Below are 19,562 nucleotides of genomic sequence, written 5' to 3'. Positions count from 1 at the left end.
GGAAGCAATTTTGACGTTGCAGGCGACGGCACCACAGGGGGCCGCCAGAAATGGCAGGCTATAAAAACCTACGCGCCCAAGGAGGGCGCGCAGGTCTTCAAGACAGGTCGGACAGCTTAGTGCACGTCCTTCCAGTACTCGCGCTTGAGCAGGTAGGCGAACACGAAGAAGAACGCCAGGTACAGCAGCACGTAGGTGCCGATGCGCTGGGACTCCAGCTTGACCGGGTTGGCCGAGTAGGCCAGGAAGGTCACCAGGTTCTTGATCTTGTCGTCGAACTCGGCCTCGCTCAGGGTGCCGGTATTCGGCTCGACGGTCAGCTGATCACAGGCTTCATGAGTGATCGGCGCGCCGGTCAGCGGGTCGAACTGCTTCTTGCCGTCGGTGACCACCTGAACCTGCTTGCAACCAATGACCTGGTTGCCCTGCAGGCCCACCAGCACGTTCGGCATGCCGACGTTCGGGAACACGGTGTTGTTGGCGCCCAACGGACGAGCCGGGTCGGCATAGAAGCTGCGCAGGTAGGTGTACAGCCAATCGTTACCGCGCACACGCGCCACCAGGGTCAGATCGGGCGGAGCGGCACCGAACCAGACCTTGGCATCTTCCGGGCGCATGCCGTTCTTCATGTGGTCGCCGATCTTGGCGCCAGTGAAGACCAGGTTTTCCAGCATCACTTCTTCAGGGATGCCAAGATCCTTGGCAACCCGCTCGTAACGCTGGAACTTGGCCGAGTGGCAGCCCATGCAGTAGTTGGCGAAGGTACGTGCGCCGTCCTGCATGGCAGCCTTGTCGGTCAGGTCGATGTCGACCTTGTCCAGGTGCACGTCTTCACCACCAGCAGCGAACGCCAGTACCGGCATCGCAGCGAATACAAATGCAGCAAATAGCTTTTTCATCAGCCAGTCACCCTTTCCGGAACCGGTTTGGTCTTCTCCATCCTGGTGTAGAACGGCATCAGGATGAAGTACGCGAAGTACAGGATGGTGCACACCTGCGACAGCAGGGTACGACCCGGAGTCGGAGCCAGCACGCCCAGAACGCCGAGGATGACGAAGGAGACGCAGAAGATCAGCAGCCAGATCTTGCTCATCCAGCCCTTGTAGCGCATGGACTTGACCGGGCTACGATCCAGCCACGGCAGCACGAACAGCACGGCAATGGCGGCGCCCATGGCGATCACACCCAGCAGCTTGTCCGGTACGGCGCGCAGAATCGCGTAGAACGGCGTGAAGTACCAAACCGGAGCGATGTGAGCCGGGGTCTTGAACGGGTTGGCCTGTTCGAAGTTCGGCTTCTCGAGGAAGTAACCGCCCATTTCCGGGAAGAAGAACACCACGGCGCAGAACACGAAGAGGAACACCACGACACCGACGATATCTTTCACGGTGTAGTACGGATGGAAGGGGATGCCATCCAGCGGGATGCCATTCTCGTCCTTCTTCTTCTTGATCTCGACGCCGTCCGGGTTGTTCGAGCCGACTTCGTGCAGTGCCAGGATGTGCAGCACCACCAGACCAAGCAGGACGATCGGCAGTGCGATCACGTGCAGGGCGAAGAAGCGGTTCAGGGTGATGCCGGAGATCAGGTAGTCACCCCTGATCCACTGGGTCAGGTCGTCACCGATGACCGGGATGGCACCGAACAGCGAGATGATCACCTGGGCGCCCCAGTAGGACATCTGACCCCAGGGCAGCAGGTAGCCCATGAAGGCTTCGGCCATCAGGCACAGGTAGATCAGCATGCCGAAGATCCACACCAGCTCGCGCGGCTTCTGGTAAGAACCGTAGAGCAGACCGCGGAACATGTGCAGGTAGACCACCACGAAGAACGCCGAAGCGCCGGTGGAGTGCAGGTAGCGGATGATCCAGCCGTACTCGACATCACGCATGATGTATTCGACGGAAGCGAAGGCTTCCTCGGCGGACGGCGTAAAGCTCATGGTCAGCCAGACACCGGTGAGGATCTGGTTGACCAGCACCAGCAGTGCCAGGGAGCCGAAGAAGTAGAAGAAGTTGAAGTTCTTCGGGGCGTAGTATTTGGAGAGATGGTCTTCCCACATCTTGGTGGCGGGGAAGCGCGCATCCACCCATTCCATGAATTTGCTCATCAGGCCTTCTCCTGGTCCACACCGATGACGATGACGTCATCCGTCTCGTAGCTATACGGCGGCACCGGCAGGTTCAGCGGAGCCGGCTGGGCCTTGTAGACACGACCGGCGAGGTCGTAACGGGAACCGTGGCACGGGCAGAAGTAACCGCCGACCCAGTCCGGCCCCAGATCCGCAGGCGCCACTTCCGGACGGAAGGACGGCGAGCAACCCAGGTGGGTGCACAGACCAACCAGCACCAGCAACTCGGGCTTGATCGAGCGAGTCTGCTTGTCGACGTATGCCGGCTGCACGGAGGCAGCGGACTCCGGATCGGCCACGCGATCGTGGATCTTGGCGAGGTTGTTCAGGATCTCCTCGGTACGGCGCACGATGAACACCGGCTGACCGCGCCACTCAGCAATCATCTGCTGACCCGCCTCGATCTTGGCGACGTTCACCTTCACCGGTGCACCGGCCGCCTTGGCCTTGGCACTGGGGAACCATGACCCCACGAACGGAGTCGCAGCACCTACCGCCCCTGCAGCGCCCACCACGGAAGTGGCCGCTACCAGGAAGCGACGCCGGCCTGCATTCACGCCGTCATTGCTCATTCAGTCGTCTCCCATCAGCTTTGTGGCCTGTTGTTCAGGCCTCTACTAAGTAAATATCGGGCCGCGCAAAAAATTCGCCAAATGGTAAAGAAAAGCCCCTTTTCTGACAAGGTAATTACCCGCCAGGGGAACCGCGAAAGCCTTGCCGGGCGCGGCCTGTATGTATGCGGCACGTTGTCGCAGCATTTTGCCAGCCCCATAAAAAACGCCCAGCTCCGTAAGGAAACTGGGCGCTTTTGAGAAGCGTAGTAGCGATTAACGCTTCGAGTACTGCGGACGCTTACGCGCTTTACGCAGACCGACTTTCTTACGCTCGACTTCACGGGCGTCGCGAGTGACGTAACCAGCTTTACGCAGCGGGCTGCGCAGGGTCTCGTCGTACTCGATCAGAGCGCGGGTGATGCCATGACGGATGGCACCGGCTTGACCGCTGACACCACCACCAGCAACGGTGACGAAGATGTCGAACTTCTCGACTGTCTCGGTCAGCTCCAGCGGCTGACGCACGACCATGCGAGCGGTTTCGCGACCGAAGAAAGTGTCCAAGGTGCGATTGTTGATCGAGATGTTACCAGTACCCGGACGCAGGAAAACGCGCGCGGTTGCGGTCTTGCGACGGCCAGTGCCGTAGTTTTGAGTCGCCGACATAATGAACTATTCCGTTAAATCTTCAGTTCTTGGGGCTGCTGAGCGGTGTGCGGGTGAGCGGCACCCTTGTACACCTTCAGCTTACGGTACATGTCGCGACCCAGCGGGTTCTTCGGCAGCATGCCTTTGACCGCGGTCTCGATCACGCGCTCAGGAGCACGAGCGATCAGCTTCTCGAAGTTGATCTCTTTGATGCCGCCCGGGAAGCCGGAGTGGGAGTAGTACATTTTGTCGCTGGTCTTGGCACCAGTCACACGTACCTGCTCGGCATTGATCACGACGATGTAGTCGCCAGTATCAACGTGAGGAGTGTACTCAGGCTTGTGCTTGCCACGCAGACGGCTCGCGATTTCGGTGGCCAGACGACCCAGGGTCTTGCCAGCAGCATCAACGACGAACCAGTCGCGTTTTACTGTTTCCGGTTTAGCAGTAAAAGTTTTCATTCTTTATAGCCTCAGGGGCCGCCCAGCAAAAATAGACGGCGGATCTTACTGAATAGTGCGTACTTTGACAAGTCAAAGGCAGCCGTCTACGGACGCTATCGGGGGCTCGGGTCAGCGCGTCCACGGTACGGCAAGATTCTTCGGCAGGCGGCGCATCACTTCCACCGCAGAAAGAGGTGGAGGATTATCCTGATTGCGAAAAAAAATTCAACCTGCTTGTATGGCCCTTTTGCCAAAGGAGTACCTCATGGAATACCGCAAGCTAGGCCGAACCGGCCTCGATGTCAGCGCCCTGTGCCTGGGCACCATGACCTGGGGTGAGCAGAACAGCGAGCGCGAGGGGCATGCCCAGATCGAGCGGGCCAAGGCCAGCGGCATCAATTTCATCGACACGGCCGAGATGTACCCGGTGCCACCGCGCGCCGAAACCTACAGCAAGACCGAGCAAATCATCGGCAGCTATTTCAAGCAGCGCGGCGACCGCGCCGACTGGATCCTGGCGAGCAAGATCGCCGGCCCAGGCAACGGTATCAGCCATATCCGCGACGGCCAGCTCAAGTTCAATCGCCAGCACATCGTCACCGCCCTGGATGCCAGCCTGAAGCGCCTGCAGACCGACTGGATCGATCTGTACCAACTGCACTGGCCGGAGCGCCCGACCAACTTCTTCGGCCAGCTCGATTACAAGCATAAGGACGTCGAATTCACGCCCCTGGAAGAAACCCTGGAAGTGCTCGACGAGCAGGTGAAAGCCGGCAAGATCCGTCATATCGGCCTGTCCAACGAAACGCCCTGGGGCACGATGAAATTCCTGCAACTGGCCGAGAGCCGCGGCTGGCCGCGCGCCGTGTCGATCCAGAACCCCTACAACCTGCTCAATCGCAGCTTCGAGGTGGGCCTGGCGGAAGTGGCGATTCGCGAACAGTGCGGCTTGCTAGCCTACTCACCACTGGCATTCGGCATGCTCAGCGGCAAGTATGAAGGTGGCGCCCGCCCGGCCGGAGCGCGCATCAGCCTGTTCAGCCGCTTCGCCCGCTACACCAACCCGCAGGCGGAAGCAGCCTGTTCACGCTACGTGGCCCTGGCCCGTGAGCACGGCCTGGATCCGGCGCAGATGGCCCTCGCCTTCGTCACCGCGCAGCCCTTCGTCACCAGCAACATCATCGGCGCTACCAGCCTGGAGCAACTGGACAGCAACCTGGCCAGTGCCGAACTGAAGCTTTCCGAAGAGGTGATCGCGGGTATCGAGGCGATTCACAAGGCACAGCCCAACCCAGCGCCTTAAGAACAGGCGGCAGGCGGGACGATGCGTGGGCGGATATTCAAGCCCACGCATGCCCTTCCCGCAGCCTGTCGCTGCGTTCACACCAGCGAGCGCGCGATGATCTCCTTCATGATCTCGTTGGTACCGGCGTAGATACGCTGCACCCGCGCATCGGCCCAGGCTCGCGCCACCGGGTATTCCCACATGTAGCCGTAACCGCCATGCAGTTGCACGCACTCGTCGAGCACCTTGCACTGCAGGTCGGTGCCCCAGTACTTGAGCATCGCCGCTGTCGGCACATCCAGCTTGCCCTTGAGATGCAGCTCCAGGCAGCGGTCGACGAACACGCGCCCCACCTGAATCTCGGTGGCCATCTCGGCGAGCTTGAAGCGCGTGTTCTGAAAGTCCGCCACAGCCTTGCCGAACGCTTTGCGCTCACGGGTGTAGTCCAGCGTCCATCTCAGCGCCGCCTCAGCCGAGGCCAGCGCGCCGACACCCACGGTCAGACGCTCCTGCGGCAGCTCCTGCATCAGGTAGGCGAAGCCCATGCCTGGCTGCCCCAGCAGATTTTCCTTGGGCACGCGGACATCCTGGAAGAACAGCTCGGAGGTGTCCTGTGCCTTCATGCCGACCTTTTCCAGGCGCTTGCCCTTGGAGAAACCCGGTGTGTTGGCCTCGACCAGAAACAGACTGGTGCCCTTGGCGCCGGCCTTCGGATCGGTCTTGGCCACGACGATCACCAGATCGGCCAGCCAGCCGTTGGTGATGAAGGTCTTCGAGCCATTGAGCACGTATTCGTCGCCATCCAGCACGGCAGTGGTCTTCACGCCCTGCAGATCGGAGCCGGCGCCCGGCTCGGTCATGGCGATGGCGGTGACCATCTCGCCACTCACCAGCTTGGGCAGGTAATGCTGCTTCTGCGCCTCGCTGCCGTAATGCAGGATGTAGGGCGCGACGATATCCGAGTGCAGGGAAAAGCCGATACCGGTCAGTCCGAGACGCCCGACTTCTTCGATCACCACGGTGCTGTAGAGAAAATCGGCCGCCATGCCGCCGTACTCCTCGGGGATGTGCGAGCACAGCATCCCGGCCTCGCCCGCCTTGTTCCACAAGGCTCGATCGATATGACCGTCCTTCTCCCATTGATGATGGAAAGGTACGGCCTCCTGTTCGAGAAACTTGCGCACGCTGTCGCGGAACAGTTCGTGCTCGGAGCTGAAGATCGTTCTGGGGATCATGCGGCCACCTGTGCCTGGGCTGACGGGAAGAGCCCTCGACTTTAGCCAAGCAAACGCTTGGTCGCACTGGACACAACCGCCAAAAAATAAGACGATCCAGCCGTCAGATGACCACTTAGCCTTAAATAAGAACAATACCCATGGTTACTACCCAGCCGCGCAGCGACCTGCGCCGAGTCAGCGTTCTCGCCACCGACGGCGTCTTCGCCTCCACCCTGCTACAAGCCAAGGACTTCTTCCACATGGCCGGCGTCCGCTACGCCAAGCAGCAGGGCCTGGGCCTCGAGCCCCCCTTCGAGATCCATCTGGTCAGCCCCGACGGACACCCCGTCGACAGCTTCAGCAAGGTTCACGTGCCAGTGGACGGCGGGCTGGACAGCTGCGATCTGATCATCCTGCCGGCCTTCTGGGGCGATTTCGCGACACTGAGCAGGCGCTACCCACAGGTGCTCGACTGGCTGCGGCGCCAGCATGCGGCGGGCACCGCCATTTGCGGCGAGGCCAGCGGCGTATTCTGGATGGCCGAAGCCGGCCTGCTCGACGGCAAGGAGGCGACCACCTACTGGCGCTTCGTCGGCGAATTTGCCGAGCGCTTTCCCAAGGTGCTGCTCAACCCGGAGAAGCACCTCTCCGACGCCGACAACCTGTATTGCGCCAGCGGCGTCACCTCGGCCTGCGATCTGTACATCTATCTGATCGAACGCTATTGCGGCGCGGGCGTCGCCCAGGGCGTGGCGCGTGACATTCTCTATGAGGTGCAACGCAGCTACACGCCAGGGCGTATCGGCTTCGGTGGGCAGAAACTGCACCACGACGTTACCGTGCTGCAGATCCAGCACTGGCTGGAAGAGCACTACGCCGACAAGTTTCGCTTCGAGGACGTGGCCCGCGAGCATGGCATGAGCATCCGCAACTTCATGCGCCGCTTCCAGAGCGCTACCGGCGACAAACCGCTGCATTACCTGCAGCGCCTGCGCATCGAGACCGCCAAGAGCCTGCTCTCCTCCACCCGCAAGAGCATCAAGACCATCAGCTACGAGGTCGGTTACGACGACGCCAGCTTCTTCGCCAGACTGTTTCGCCAGCACACCGAACTGTCGCCCAATCAGTATCGCCGCCAGTTCATGCAGCAGAACGCAGCGAGCCGCGACGGATGAAGGCACCGCGCCAGCCCACCCTTGGTTAGGTTGGCGCTCGGCAGCAGCGCCCTATGATCGGGAACCGTACATAACAACAACAGGTTCACCGTCATGCGCCGTCTATTGCTTGCCCTGCTTGCCGTCTGCAGCCTCAGTGCTGCGGCGGCTGACAACTGGAAACCCTTCCCCTTCGATCAGAGCGCCTACGACTACAGCGGCGACAAGCTGCGTCAGGCCTGGCCACAGCTGACTCGCGGCTTCGGCAACTACCCCTTCCCGGACGCCAAATGGGTCATGGACATGGCCGCTCGCTACCCTCAGGCCGTGGAGAAGACTGTGGCCGCCGGCACCGGCTTCAGCGGCAAGCCTGAGGAAGCCGAGCGCTATGCACAGCAGTTGCAGGACGTGTGGCGTCTGATGTTCCGCGGTGACTTTGCCGAAGCGAAGAAACAGGGCATGGCACTCGGCGTTGGCGGCCAGGTACCCGCCCTCTTCGCCCAGGTCATCTACGCCATGTTCCTGGTGCCGGATCAGGCCGAGAAACACCGCCTGCTCGAAGAGGTGATCGCCTACACGGATCAGGCCGGCGACCTGGTACAGGCCGATATCGTCGCCCAGTTCGGTCGTACCTACGCCAAGGCACGTCTGGGCGAGGAACTGTCCGTACCGGTCGTGCTCAAGCGCGGCTACACCTCGCAGATTCCGCAAGAACTGGACGCCCTGCTGGCCAAACAGCCACAGCAGCCGTTCGCCCTAGCGCTCTATGGTGGCTATGAGGCCGGTGTGATCCGCAAGGTCGGCAAACTGGTCGGCAAGATGACCTACGGGGTCAGCGCCGACAAGATGGAAAGCTACTTCAAACGCAGCTTCCAGGCGCGTGACGATTTGCCGATCGGCCATTACGAATACGCCAACGCCCTGGGCTATGTGTATGGCGATGATGAGCAAGGCAAGGCGATCGAGCACCTGCAGCAAGCCGTGGCGATCAAACCGATCAGCGCCATGGAAGCGCTCGAAGTGGCCCGCGCGCAAAGTCTGCTCGACCAGCAGAAAAAGCAGCTGGCCAGCCGCTGAGCAATTCCTGAATATGAAAAAGGCGACCTGCGGGTCGCCTTTCTCATATGGCCTATCAGGGCTTGTGCGGGCGCGAGAGGAACTCGTGCGACTGCATCTCCAGCAGGCGGCTCAGGGTGCGTTGGAACTCGAAGTTCAGTCGGCCGCCGATGTACAGATCCTTCAACTCCACCTCGGCAGAGATGATCAGTTTGACGTTGCGGTCGTAGAACTCATCCACCAGGTTGATGAAGCGCCGCGCCATGTCGTCCTTGGCGACGCCCATCTGCTCGACGTTGGCCAGGATCACCGCATGGAACAGCTTGCCCAGCTCGATGTAATCGTTCTGGCTACGCGGGCCGTCGCACAGCTCGCGGAACTCGAACCAGGCCACGTCTTCGCACACGCGCACGGCGTTGATCGCGCGATTCTCGATCATCAACGCCTCGTTCTCGACCATGTGCGTGCAGTCCGGCAGCAGGCTCTGGAAGCTCTTGCGCAGGCTCTCCTCGGCGGCCGGGCCGAGCGGGAAGTGGAACAGCTCGGCCTGCTCCAGGGCACGCAGACGATAGTCGACGCCGCTGTCGACGTTGACGATGTCGGTGTGCTGCTTGAGCAGAGCGATGGCCGGCAGGAAGCGCGCGCGCTGCAAACCGTCACGGTACAGGCCGTCCGGCACGATGTTGGAGGTCGCCACCAGCGATACGCCGTTCTTGAACAGTTCTTCCAGCAGGGTGGCGAGGATCATCGCGTCGGTGATGTCGCTGACGAAGAACTCGTCGAAGCAGATCACCCGCGCCTCGTCGGCGAAGCGCTTACCGATGATGGTCAGCGGGTTCTTCTCGCCCTTGAGCGTGCGCATTTCCTCATGCACACGCTTCATGAAGCGGTGGAAGTGGGTACGCATCTTCTGCTCGAACGGCAGCGCATCGAAGAAGGTGTCGACCAGATAGGTCTTGCCGCGCCCTACACCGCCCCAGAAGTACAGGCCCTTGACTGGCCCTTGCGGCTTCTTACCGAACAGCTTGCCCAACAAGCCACTCTTGCCCTGGTCGGCGGCGACCAGGTCGTCGTACAGACGCTGCAAGTGGCGAACGGCATTTTCCTGGGCCGCATCATGGAAGAAGTCGGGCCGCTTGAGGTCGGCCTGATAACGCTCTAGGGGGGTCATGATTCGTTAGCCGGGCAAGTAAAAACGGGGGCGTCACTTTAGCGACGCCCCCGTTGCTTGGCAATCGTGCCGTGGGCGGCAACCGCCGCCCGGTATGAAGCGGCTATCTCACTCCTGCGGCGCCAACGCCTCACGCAGGCGAGCAATGGCAGCCTCCATTGCCTGACTATCGGCGAATTCGGGGCTGGTCGCGACGTTTTCACCCTCGACCCACACCGAGAACACCTGACCTTCGGCGCGCACATCCAGCGGCTCGCCGGATTGCAGGCGTTTGTTGATCATGCCGGCCGACTTGCCATCGGCGAAGGATTTCGACAGCAGCAGCTGCTCGCCGTCGGCATCCAGCAGGCGGAAGCGGAAGCTGCCGTCGTCGTCGCGGAAGCTGACGAAACGCGCGCTCTTGCTGGCCTTCTTCTTCTCGCCAGTAGACACCTGCACCTGCTCGCGGAACGAACGCAGGCCCACCGCCTCACGCAGCTCGCCGAGGAACGGCGTGGCGATCTTGCGCGCTTTGGCGGCACCGGCGAGGAGGATGTCCTCCAGGTCGGCCGGCCGAGCGATCAGCGTGTTGTAGCGCTCACGCGCCTCGCCCAGGGTGTCTTCGAGCAGTTGGTACAGGCGATTCTTCGCTTCGCCCCAGGCCAGACCGCCTTCCAGCTCGGCGCGGAACTCGGCCTGCTGTGCGTGGCTGGCGAAGGCCTGGTACAGGGTGAACAGGTGCGAACCCTCGGCATCCTTGGGTTCGCCCGGCAGCTTGGAGTCGGTGACGATGCGCGCCACGGCCTCCTTGAGCTGCTTGGCGGTGCCGAACAGCGGGATAGTGTTGTCGTAGCTCTTGCTCATCTTGCGCCCGTCGAGGCCGGGCAGCGTGGCCACTTCCTCCTCGATCACCACCTCGGGCAGGACGAACAGATCCTTGCCCTTGCCGAACAGGTGGTTGAAGCGCTGGCCGATGTCGCGAGCCATCTCCACGTGCTGGATCTGGTCGCGGCCGACCGGCACCTTCTGCGCGTTGAACATCAGGATGTCCGCCGCCATCAGCACCGGGTAGCTGAACAGGCCCATGGTCACACCGGCATCCGGGTCTTCACCGGCTTCGACGTTCTTGTCCACCGAGGCCTTGTAGGCGTGGGCGCGGTTGAGCAGGCCCTTGCCGGCCACGCAGGTCAGCAGCCAGCACAGCTCGGGAATCTCGGGGATATCGGACTGGCGGTAGAAGGTCGCCTTGTCGGTATCCAGGCCCAGCGCCAGCCAGGTCGCAGCGATCTCCAGCCGCGAGCGCTGGATGCGCGCCGGGTCATCGCACTTGATCAGCGCGTGATAGTCGGCGAGGAAATAGAACGAGTCCATCTGCGGATCGCGGCTGGCCACGATAGCCGGGCGGATGGCACCAGCGTAGTTGCCCAGGTGCGGCGTGCCGGTGGTGGTGATACCGGTAAGGATACGGGTGGTCATGAGGTTCGCTTAGAAATGGCTTAAAGACTTACAGGCGAGGCAACAGCAGATCCTTCAGATCCGTCAGCTTGCCGTGAAAAAAGTGACCGCATTCTGCCACTTTCAGCAGCTCATGGGCACGCCCAAGGTTGGCCGACCAGTCATACACGGCCTGGGGCTCGATCACTTCGTCCGCGTCCGGCTGGATCACCACCAGCGGGCATTGGCTGGCCGGCGGGGTCTCGGCGGTCAGGCGATGCACCGCCGGCGCCACCATGAACAGCTTGCTGAGCGTGACGCCCTGCGCTTCCAGCCGTGCGCCCAGCGCAGCCGCGACAAAGCCGCCGAAGGAAAAACCCAGCAAGGTAATGGGCAGGTTCGGGTACTGCTCCTGCAGCCAGACGGCCACGGCCTCGGCATCATCCACTTCGCCAGTGCCCATGTCATGGCTGCCAGCGCTGGTGCCCACGCCGCGATAATTGAAACGCAAGGTGTGATATCCACTGTCACGCGCAGTGCGCTGCAGGGTGCTCACCACCTTGTTAAGCATGGTGCCGCCCTGCACCGGATTGGGATGGCAAACCAGCGCCACACCGCGAGCGTCGGGCACCTCCAGCATCAGGGCTTCGAGTTGGCCCTTGGGGCCTTGGATGAAAAGAGGGGTTTCGCGACTGAGCAACACTGAACTCCGTGACCCCGCAACGGGTCGACTCGTCTAGCAAACTGCCTGTGCGGTAAACGTATACAGCGCAGGTTCGAGCCGCTAACGTAAAGCAAAGCCGTTTTGAGAGGAAGGACTCGTGGAACAGACACTTGCAGCCTGGTTGATACCCGCCCTGACCCTGGTGGTCGGCATCGCCGTGGGCTTTCTGCTCGCCCGCCTGGCCCCCAATGCCGCACCCAGCCGGACGCAGCGGCAGATGGATGAAATGCAGGCACGCTTCGAGGCCTACCAGAACGAAGTGGTCACCCACTTCAACACCACCGCCAGCCTGGTGAAGAAGCTCACCCAGAGCTACCAGGACGTGCAGGAGCACCTGTCCGACGGCGCCAACCGCCTGGCCCTGGACGAGCTGACCCGTCAACGCCTACTGGCTACCCTCAACAGCGCGGAAAGTGGCGAGAAGCGCGAGCGCCTGACCCCGCCGAAGAATTATGAAATGCCCAAGGACTACGCGCCCAAGACCGACGGCCCGGGCATGCTCGACGAGAGCTACGGCCTGAAGAAGTCCTGACAGCACGCGCACTCCCCACAACGCCCCGGCCCGCCGGGGCGTTGTTTTTTCGGCCCGCGCCTGCACCGTCAAGCGCCAGCCGACTATGATCGCAGGTGCTTCCCTTCCCGAGGACACCTCATGTCGCGCTGGCAATGGCTACTGACACGACTGACCCGACAGCTCTGGTTTCGCGCCACGCTGATCGGCGCGCTGGGCATCGCTGCCGCCGGCCTGGCCGCACTGACCGAGCACCTGCTGCCCTGGGATTTGCCCACCACCATCGGCGCCGACGCAGTCGACGGCATTCTCAATATCATCGCCTCAAGCATGCTCGCGGTGACCACCTTCAGCCTCAGCGTGATGACCTCGGCCTACAGCGCCGCCACCAGCAACGTCACGCCACGCGCGATCAAACTGCTGATCGAAGACCGCCTGACCCAGAACGTGCTGTCCAGTTTCATCGGCTCGTTCCTGTTCAGCATCGTCGGCATCATCGTGCTCAAGACCGGCGCCTACGGCGATAGTGGGCGCTTCGTCCTGTTCATCGTCACCATCGCCGTGATCACCCTGGTGGTGGTCAGCCTGCTACGCTGGATCGATCACCTGACGCGCCTGGGCCGCGTGGGTGAAACCACCGAGCGCGTCGAGGAGGCCACCCAGCTCGCCATCGACTGGCGCTGCGCCAACCCTTACCTGGGCGGCAGTCCTGCGCCGACCGACCAGATGATCCCTGAAGGCGCCTTGCGCCTGACGGCCGATACGGTCGGCTACGTGCAGCATGTCGACATGGCCGCGCTGGCCGAACAGGCCGATCAGCTGGACAGCGACATCCACCTGCTGGCAGCGCCCGGTGCATTCGTCTACCCCGACACGCCGCTGGCCTGGATCGCCAGCCCGCGCCAGGGCGACGAGGCGTGCCAAGCCCTGCAATGCGCCCGTGAGGCGTTCAGCATCGGCAAGGAACGCAGCTTCGATCAGGATCCGCGCTTCGGCCTGGCAGTGCTGAGCGAAATTGCTTCCCGCGCGCTGTCACCGGCGGTCAACGATCCGGGTACGGCAATCGATGTGCTGGGGCGTCAGGCGCGCGTGCTCTGCACCTGGGCACGCGATCAGCAAGCGGATCAGACGCCGCAATTCCCCAGGGTGTGGGTGAAGGCACTGCATACGCGGGATCTGTTCGAGGATGCCTTCAACCCCATCGCCCGCGACGGTGCGAGCCTGCTCGAAGTACAAATGAAGCTGCGCAAAACGCTGCAGGCACTCAGCCAGATGGGCGACGCAGGGTTTCGTCAGGCCGCCTTCGAACAGGCAGAACGCGCCCTGGCGCGGGCCGAACAGGCCATGACCCAGGAAGCGGACAAGCAACGCTTGCGCGAGCTGCGTTAGCAAGCGGCAGATAGCACAACGCCGGGCATGAGCCCGGCGTTGTGAGGTGACGCGGCGAGTTAGATCGCGCCGCGACTGCGCAGCAAGTCCAGCACCGCCTTGACGCCCTCCTCGACCGACTGCGTCTGGGTGTCGATCACCAGATCGGCATTCAGCGGCACGTCGTAGGGGAAGCCCTCGCCTGGGATGTTGTCGCCACCGGCGGCATACAGGCCCTGCGGATCACGCTCGGCGCAGACCTGCGGCGAAGCTTGAACGTAGACGGTCAGGGCGCGCTCGCTGCCGATCAGTGCCTTGGCCTGTTCGCGGCCTTCGGCATCCGGCGCGACGAAGGCTGCCAGGGCGATCAGACCGGCTTCGTTGAACTGACGCGCCACATGCGCGGCGCGGCGCCAGTTCTCCGCACGACCGGCGCGATCCTGCGGCAGGCCCTTGTTCAGGTCATGACGCAGGTTCTGGCCATCGAGCACGTAGACCGCACGGCCCATGTCGAACAGCTTGCGCTCCACGGCATAGGCCAGGGTGCTCTTGCCTGCACCGGAAAGCCCGGTGAACAACACGGTGGCTGGCTGCTGGCCGAAGCGCGAGGCACGCTCCTCGGTGGATACATGCGCCAGGCGACCATGCTGACCGCCGCCATGGGCGACCGGGTCGGCGATGATCATGCCGGCACCGACGGTGCCGTTGGTCAGGCGGTCGATGATGATGAAGGCACCGGTGGTGCGGTTGTACTCGTAGCCATCCAGAGCGATCGGTGCATCCAGCGCGACCTTGACCCGGCCGATCTCGTTGAGCTTCAGCTCGCTGGCCGGCCCCTGCTCCAGGGTGTTGACGTCAACGCGGTGGACGATGCTCGGGATCGAGCCCGGCACGTAGCTGGTGGCGCGTTTGATGTCGTATTTCTTGCCCGGCAGCATCGGCTCTTCGCCCATCCACACCAGCATGGCCTCGAAGCTGTCGGTGACCAGCGGACGGTTGTCGGCATGCACCAGCATGTCGCCACGCGACACGTCGATCTCGTCTTCCAGGGTCAGGGTGATCGCCTGGCCCGGACCGGCCTGCTCCAGTTCACCTTCGAAGGTGACGATGGATTTGACCCGGCTGCTCTTGCCCGACGGCAAGGCCAGCACTTCGTCGCCCTTGCGCACGATGCCGCTGGCCAGGGTGCCGGCGAAACCACGGAAGTTCAGGTTCGGACGGTTGACGTACTGCACCGGGAAGCGCAGGTCGTCGAAATTGCGGTCGCCCGCGACTTCGACGGTCTCGAGAATTTCCATCAGCGACTGCCCGGTGTACCAGGGCGAGCGCTCGGACTTGTTCACCACGTTGTCGCCCTTGAGCGCCGACATCGGCACGAACTCGAGGGTGGTCGGGCGCAGGCTGATCTTCTCGGCGAAAGCCAGGTAGTCGGCCTTGATCTGCTCGAACACGCCCTGATCGAAGTCTTTGAGATCCATCTTGTTGACGGCGACGACGATGTGCTTGATGCCCAGCAGCGAGGCGATGAAGCTGTGGCGCTTGGTCTGGGTCTGCACACCGTAACGGGCGTCGATCAGGATGATCGCCAGGTCGCAGGTGGAGGCACCGGTAGCCATGTTGCGCGTGTACTGCTCATGGCCGGGGGTGTCGGCGATGATGAACTTGCGCTTGGCGGTGCTGAAGTAGCGGTAGGCCACATCGATGGTGATGCCCTGCTCGCGCTCGGCCTGCAGGCCGTCAACCAGCAGTGCCAGGTCGATGTCATCGCCGGTGGTGCCGACCTTCTTCGAGTCCTTGGTGATGGCTTCCAGATGATCTTCGTAGATCATCTTGGAGTCGTGCAGCAGGCGGCCGATCAGCGTGCTCTTGCCGTCATCGACGTTGCCGCAGGTAAGAAAGCGCAGCAGCTCCTTGCGTTCGTGCTGGGCCAGATAGGCGAGGATATCCTCGCTGATCAAATCAGACTGATGACTCATGATGAGGAATCCTTAGAAGTAGCCCTGGCGTTTTTTCTCTTCCATCGAACCGGCGGCGTCGTGATCGATGACCCGCCCTTGCCGTTCGCTGGTCTTGGTCAGGAGCATTTCCTGGATGATTTCCGGCAGCGTGGTCGCGGTGGACTCCACCGCGCCGGTCAGCGGGTAGCAGCCGAGGGTACGGAAACGCACCATCTTCTTGGTGATGCGCGCCTTCTCTTCATCGGACAGGTGCTCGAGGATGCGCTCGTCGTCGATCATGATCAGCGTGCCGTTCTTCTCGATGACTTCGCGCTCGGCAGCGAAGTACAGCGGCACGATCGGGATCTGCTCCAGGTAGATGTATTGCCAGATGTCCAGCTCGGTCCAGTTCGACAGAGGGAAGACGCGGATCGATTCGCCCTTCTTCACCTTGCCGTTGTACACGCTCCACAGCTCGGGGCGCTGGTTCTTCGGATCCCAGCGATGCTTGCTGTCACGGAAGGAATACACGCGCTCCTTGGCGCGGGATTTTTCTTCATCACGACGGGCACCACCGAAGGCGGCATCGAAGCCGTACTTGTCCAGTGCCTGCTTGAGACCTTCGGTCTTCATCACGTCGGTGTGCTTGGCGCTGCCGTAGGTGAAGGGGTTCATATCCTGCGCCACACCATCGGGATTGATGTGGGTCAGCAGCTCCAGGCCGTATTCACCGACCATCTTCTCGCGGAAGCGATACATCTCCTGGAACTTCCAGCGGGTATCGACGTGCAGCACCGGGAACGGCAGCTTGCCAGGGAAGAACGCCTTGCGGGCCAGGTGCAGCATCACGGCGGAATCCTTGCCGATGGAATAGAGCATCACCGGGTTGTCGAATTCGGCGGCCACTTCACGAATGATGTGGATGCTTTCCGCCTCGAGCTGCTTCAGATGGGTCAGTTTGTCGAGCATGGCTACTCACGGTTTGCTGTTATGGGGCCGGCGGGCCGTGGACGAGCCGGCACTCTAACACAGCGTCTGCTTATAGCCAGGACGCTGGTTAGACCGAAAGGTTCTAGTGTTATATCGAGAGGAAAGCGCGAATCACACCGGGTTCGGGCAATCGATGAACAGATGCTCCAGGGCGAAACGTCGGGCCAGGTAATCACCCAGCGCCTGCACGCCATAACGCTCGGTGGCGTGATGGCCTGCGGCGATGAAACTCACGCCATTTTCCCGGGCACTGTGGAAGGTCTGCTCGGAGGCCTCGCCGGTGAGGTACAGGTCGACACCTGCGGCAATCGCCTGATCGATATAGCCCTGGCCGCCGCCGGTACACCAGCCGACTCGGCGGATAAGCCCTTCGCCCTCGACCAGCAAGGGCTCACGGCCCAGTACCTGCTGCACGTGACGGGCGAAATCGGCAGCGCTCATGGGCTCGGCAAGCGAGCCGACGAGGCCAACGGTGCGCGGATTTTCCGGCTCCAGCGGCCCCTCGACGACGATGCCCAACTGCCGTGCAAGCTGCACGTTGTTGCCCACTTCGGGGTGGACGTCCAGCGGCAGGTGATAGGCCAGCAGGCTGACGTCATGTGCCAGCAAGGCCTTCAGCCGCCGCTGCTTCATGCCGGTGACGCAGGGGTTCTCGCCCTTCCAGAAATAACCATGGTGCACCAGCAGCACGTCGGCTTCGGCCTCGATGGCCGCCTCGATCAGCGCCTGGCTGGCAGTCACGCCACTGACGATACGGCGCACCTGCGGCCGCCCTTCGACCTGCAGACCATTGGGGCAGTAGTCGCTGATACGCGATGCATTGAGTAGTTGGTCAGCTTCGCCAACCAGAGTGGACAGGGCAATGGCCATGACGATTCCTTCTCACGCTGTTGCAGGCCGCTGCCTTATTGCCGCGCACCTCACTATAATGCGCCACCTTAAAGGGCCGCGTTTGGCCCCCGCAACCCTCAGGATTGTCTCGATGCCCCAGGCCCTGCGTTTTCTCGGCTGGCCCCTGCTGGTCGGCGTGCTCATCGCCCTGCTGCTGATCCAGCGCTACCCGCAATGGGTCGGCCTGCCGAGCACCGACGTGCAACTGGTGCAAGCCCCCCTCTCCAATCGCCTGCAGGCGGGGCCGGTGTCTTACGCCGACGCTGTGGACATCGCATCGCCCGCCGTGGCCAACCTGTACACCACCAAGCTGGTGAGCAAACCGGCGCACCCGCTGTTCGAAGACCCGACCTTCCGCCGCTTCTTCGGCGACAACCTGCCGCGCCAGCAGCGCATGGAGTCAAGCCTGGGCTCGGCCGTGTTGATGAGCAAGGAAGGTTACCTGCTGACCAACAACCATGTAGTCAGCGGCGCGGACGAGATCGTCGTCGCCCTCAAGGATGGCCGTGAAACCCATGCACGCCTGGTCGGCAGCGACCCGGAAACCGACCTGGCCGTGCTCAAGATCGACCTGGACAATCTGCCTGCCATGACCCTGGGGCGCTCGGACAGCCTGCGCATCGGCGATGTCGCCCTGGCCATCGGCAACCCCTTTGGCGTCGGCCAGACCGTGACCATGGGCATCATCAGCGCCACCGGCCGTAACCAGTTGGGCCTGAACACCTACGAAGACTTCATCCAGACCGATGCCGCGATCAACCCCGGCAACTCCGGCGGCGCACTGATCGATGCGCATGGCAATCTGGTCGGCATCAATACAGCGATCTTCTCCAAGTCCGGCGGCTCGCAGGGCATCGGCTTCGCCATCCCGGTGAAGCTGGCACTGGAGGTGATGCAGGCGATCATCGAGCACGGCCAGGTGATCCGTGGCTGGCTGGGCATCGAGGTGCAGCCACTGACCCCGGAGCTGGCCGAATCCTTCGGTCTGGAAGGGCGCCCCGGTATCGTCGTCGCCGGCCTGTATCGTGACGGCCCGGCGCAGAAAGCAGGCCTGCAGCCTGGCGACCTGATCCTCAGCATCGATGGCGAAGCCGCCAGCGATGGTCGCCGCTCGATGAATCAGGTGGCCCGTACCAAGCCGGGCGACAAGATCCTCATCGAAGTGCTGCGTAACGGCAAAACCCTCAAGCTGACCGCCGAAATCGGCATCCGCCCTCCCGCCAACGGCAACTGACACCACGCGACCTGGCTTCGGCCAGTTCGCTTGCAGTCAATAACGAAACGTTATTACATATTGATTTAGACCGCACCCAACGCGGTCGCCCCACCTCAAAGGAGATCGTCGATGCGTCTGAGTACCTGCCTGCTGCTCACCAGCCTGTTCGCGTGTGGTAACGCCCTGGCCCACGGCCTGTGGACGGAAGAGCGGCGCGGCAATATCGAAGTGGTTTACGGCCATGGTGAGGAGGACAACGCCTTCGACGCCAAGAAGATCAGTGGCGCCTGGGCCTATGACAGCGCTGGCAAGATGATCCCGGTGACCGTCGAGCGCCTGGCCGACCATGCTCGCCTGCAACCCCTCAAGCCCCCGGCGATCATGGCCGTGGCCCTGGATAACGGCGCCTGGTCGAAGACCCCGGATGGCCAGTGGATCAACCAGGGGCGTAGCCAGGTGCCGAACTCCACGCAGTCGCTGCACACCTACAAGTACAGCCTGGCGATCTACAGCGAAGGGGCCAGGCTGCCGGACTTGAAGCAACTGAAAATGGTCATCCTGCCGGAAGTCGATCCGCTGGAAGTGGGCCCAGGCAAGCCGCTGCCGGTACGCGTGCTGGTAGACGGCAAGCCCATGGCTGGCGTCAAGCTGGCAGGTGATTACCGAGGGGCACCGGATGAGGTCAGCGCCACCACCGATGCAGATGGCCGCGCCGAGGTGGTGGTACGCAACCAGGGCCTCAACATCATCGCCGCCGAGGTCGATCTGCCGGTCAAGGGCGATGCCGATATCGAAACGCGCGGCCTGTTCGCCTCGCTGACCTTCGTCGGCCAGGGTCACCATCACTGATCGA

Annotated in this window: 19 protein-coding genes; 7 read left to right on the top strand and 12 right to left on the bottom strand. The window is 62.4% G+C overall.

Annotation, left to right across the window (positions count from 1 at the left end; all coding sequences use genetic code 11):
* Positions 1–116: 116 nt before the first annotated feature.
* The 5 genes from ACODS1_RS10100 to rplM all read right to left on the bottom strand — a co-directional run bounded on the left by ACODS1_RS10100 (position 117) and on the right by rplM (position 3,794).
* Positions 117–899: a cytochrome c1 gene (locus ACODS1_RS10100; RefSeq protein ID WP_489085546.1), complete on the bottom strand. Its 783-nt coding sequence runs from the start codon at positions 897–899 to the stop codon at positions 117–119.
* Positions 899–2,110, bottom strand: a complete 1,212-nt coding sequence (locus ACODS1_RS10095; protein WP_489085545.1) for a cytochrome b — start codon at positions 2,108–2,110, stop codon at positions 899–901. Before ACODS1_RS10095 ends, ACODS1_RS10100 begins: the two co-directional genes overlap by 1 nt.
* On the bottom strand, positions 2,110–2,703 hold the full coding sequence (gene petA / locus ACODS1_RS10090; protein ID WP_322980477.1) for a ubiquinol-cytochrome c reductase iron-sulfur subunit: 594 nt from the start codon (positions 2,701–2,703) through the stop codon (positions 2,110–2,112). Before petA ends, ACODS1_RS10095 begins: the two co-directional genes overlap by 1 nt.
* 255 nt (positions 2,704–2,958) lie before the next feature.
* Complete coding sequence (rpsI, locus tag ACODS1_RS10085) at positions 2,959–3,351, bottom strand: 30S ribosomal protein S9 (protein ID WP_003459292.1); 393 nt, start codon at positions 3,349–3,351, stop codon at positions 2,959–2,961.
* A 14-nt stretch (positions 3,352–3,365) separates the two neighbouring features.
* Positions 3,366–3,794, bottom strand: coding sequence for a 50S ribosomal protein L13 (gene rplM / locus ACODS1_RS10080; RefSeq protein ID WP_322980479.1), 429 nt, complete (start codon positions 3,792–3,794; stop codon positions 3,366–3,368).
* A 247-nt stretch (positions 3,795–4,041) separates the two neighbouring features.
* Here rplM and ACODS1_RS10075 point away from each other — a divergent pair, with 247 nt between their 5' ends.
* Complete coding sequence (locus tag ACODS1_RS10075; protein WP_489085544.1) at positions 4,042–5,079, top strand: NADP(H)-dependent aldo-keto reductase; 1,038 nt, start codon at positions 4,042–4,044, stop codon at positions 5,077–5,079.
* A gap of 77 nt (positions 5,080–5,156) precedes the next feature.
* Here ACODS1_RS10075 and ACODS1_RS10070 read toward each other — a convergent pair whose 3' ends face one another.
* Positions 5,157–6,296, bottom strand: coding sequence for an acyl-CoA dehydrogenase family protein (locus ACODS1_RS10070; protein ID WP_489085543.1), 1,140 nt, complete (start codon positions 6,294–6,296; stop codon positions 5,157–5,159).
* 242 nt (positions 6,297–6,538) lie between these two features.
* On the opposite strand from ACODS1_RS10070, the gene ACODS1_RS10065 reads away from it, so the two are divergent.
* Positions 6,539–7,453: a GlxA family transcriptional regulator gene (locus tag ACODS1_RS10065; protein ID WP_322980615.1), complete on the top strand. Its 915-nt coding sequence runs from the start codon at positions 6,539–6,541 to the stop codon at positions 7,451–7,453.
* 93 nt (positions 7,454–7,546) lie between these two features.
* Entirely contained in the window at positions 7,547–8,509 is a 963-nt protein-coding gene (locus ACODS1_RS10060; RefSeq protein WP_489085542.1) for a hypothetical protein, read from the top strand.
* A 55-nt stretch (positions 8,510–8,564) separates the two neighbouring features.
* Here the strand turns inward: ACODS1_RS10060 and zapE are convergent, their stop codons facing one another.
* From zapE to ACODS1_RS10045, 3 genes are all read right to left on the bottom strand, one after another.
* The gene (gene zapE / locus ACODS1_RS10055; RefSeq protein WP_489085541.1) at positions 8,565–9,659 is read right to left on the bottom strand and encodes a cell division protein ZapE; all 1,095 of its coding nucleotides are present in this window, start codon (positions 9,657–9,659) and stop codon (positions 8,565–8,567) included.
* 108 nt (positions 9,660–9,767) lie between these two features.
* On the bottom strand, positions 9,768–11,114 hold the full coding sequence (locus ACODS1_RS10050; RefSeq protein ID WP_489085540.1) for a tryptophan--tRNA ligase: 1,347 nt from the start codon (positions 11,112–11,114) through the stop codon (positions 9,768–9,770).
* A 28-nt stretch (positions 11,115–11,142) separates the two neighbouring features.
* Entirely contained in the window at positions 11,143–11,772 is a 630-nt protein-coding gene (locus ACODS1_RS10045) for an alpha/beta hydrolase (RefSeq protein WP_489085539.1), read from the bottom strand.
* Between the two features lie 121 nt (positions 11,773–11,893).
* Here ACODS1_RS10045 and ACODS1_RS10040 point away from each other — a divergent pair, with 121 nt between their 5' ends.
* Positions 11,894–12,328, top strand: a complete 435-nt coding sequence (locus ACODS1_RS10040) for a Z-ring associated ZapG family protein (RefSeq protein WP_159971486.1) — start codon at positions 11,894–11,896, stop codon at positions 12,326–12,328.
* A 120-nt stretch (positions 12,329–12,448) separates the two neighbouring features.
* The gene (locus ACODS1_RS10035; RefSeq protein ID WP_489085538.1) at positions 12,449–13,696 is read left to right on the top strand and encodes a DUF2254 domain-containing protein; all 1,248 of its coding nucleotides are present in this window, start codon (positions 12,449–12,451) and stop codon (positions 13,694–13,696) included.
* A gap of 59 nt (positions 13,697–13,755) precedes the next feature.
* On the opposite strand, the gene cysN is transcribed toward ACODS1_RS10035, so the two are convergent.
* The 3 genes from cysN to ACODS1_RS10020 all read right to left on the bottom strand — a co-directional run bounded on the left by cysN (position 13,756) and on the right by ACODS1_RS10020 (position 17,472).
* Entirely contained in the window at positions 13,756–15,651 is a 1,896-nt protein-coding gene (gene cysN, locus ACODS1_RS10030; RefSeq protein ID WP_489085537.1) for a sulfate adenylyltransferase subunit CysN, read from the bottom strand.
* Positions 15,652–15,663: 12 nt separating this feature from the next.
* Positions 15,664–16,581 (bottom strand): sulfate adenylyltransferase subunit CysD, encoded by a 918-nt coding sequence (gene cysD, locus ACODS1_RS10025; RefSeq protein WP_013714118.1) that lies wholly within the window; start codon positions 16,579–16,581, stop codon positions 15,664–15,666.
* A gap of 132 nt (positions 16,582–16,713) precedes the next feature.
* On the bottom strand, positions 16,714–17,472 hold the full coding sequence (locus ACODS1_RS10020) for a Nif3-like dinuclear metal center hexameric protein (protein ID WP_322980488.1): 759 nt from the start codon (positions 17,470–17,472) through the stop codon (positions 16,714–16,716).
* A 112-nt stretch (positions 17,473–17,584) separates the two neighbouring features.
* Here ACODS1_RS10020 and algW point away from each other — a divergent pair, with 112 nt between their 5' ends.
* The gene (algW, locus tag ACODS1_RS10015; protein ID WP_489085536.1) at positions 17,585–18,727 is read left to right on the top strand and encodes a Do family serine endopeptidase AlgW; all 1,143 of its coding nucleotides are present in this window, start codon (positions 17,585–17,587) and stop codon (positions 18,725–18,727) included.
* A gap of 111 nt (positions 18,728–18,838) precedes the next feature.
* The gene (locus tag ACODS1_RS10010) at positions 18,839–19,558 is read left to right on the top strand and encodes a DUF4198 domain-containing protein (protein WP_489085535.1); all 720 of its coding nucleotides are present in this window, start codon (positions 18,839–18,841) and stop codon (positions 19,556–19,558) included.
* Positions 19,559–19,562: the final 4 nt, after the last annotated feature.

The organism is Pseudomonas sp. FG29 (assembly GCF_057809355.1).
This window is presented reverse-complemented; position numbering and strand designations above follow the sequence as displayed.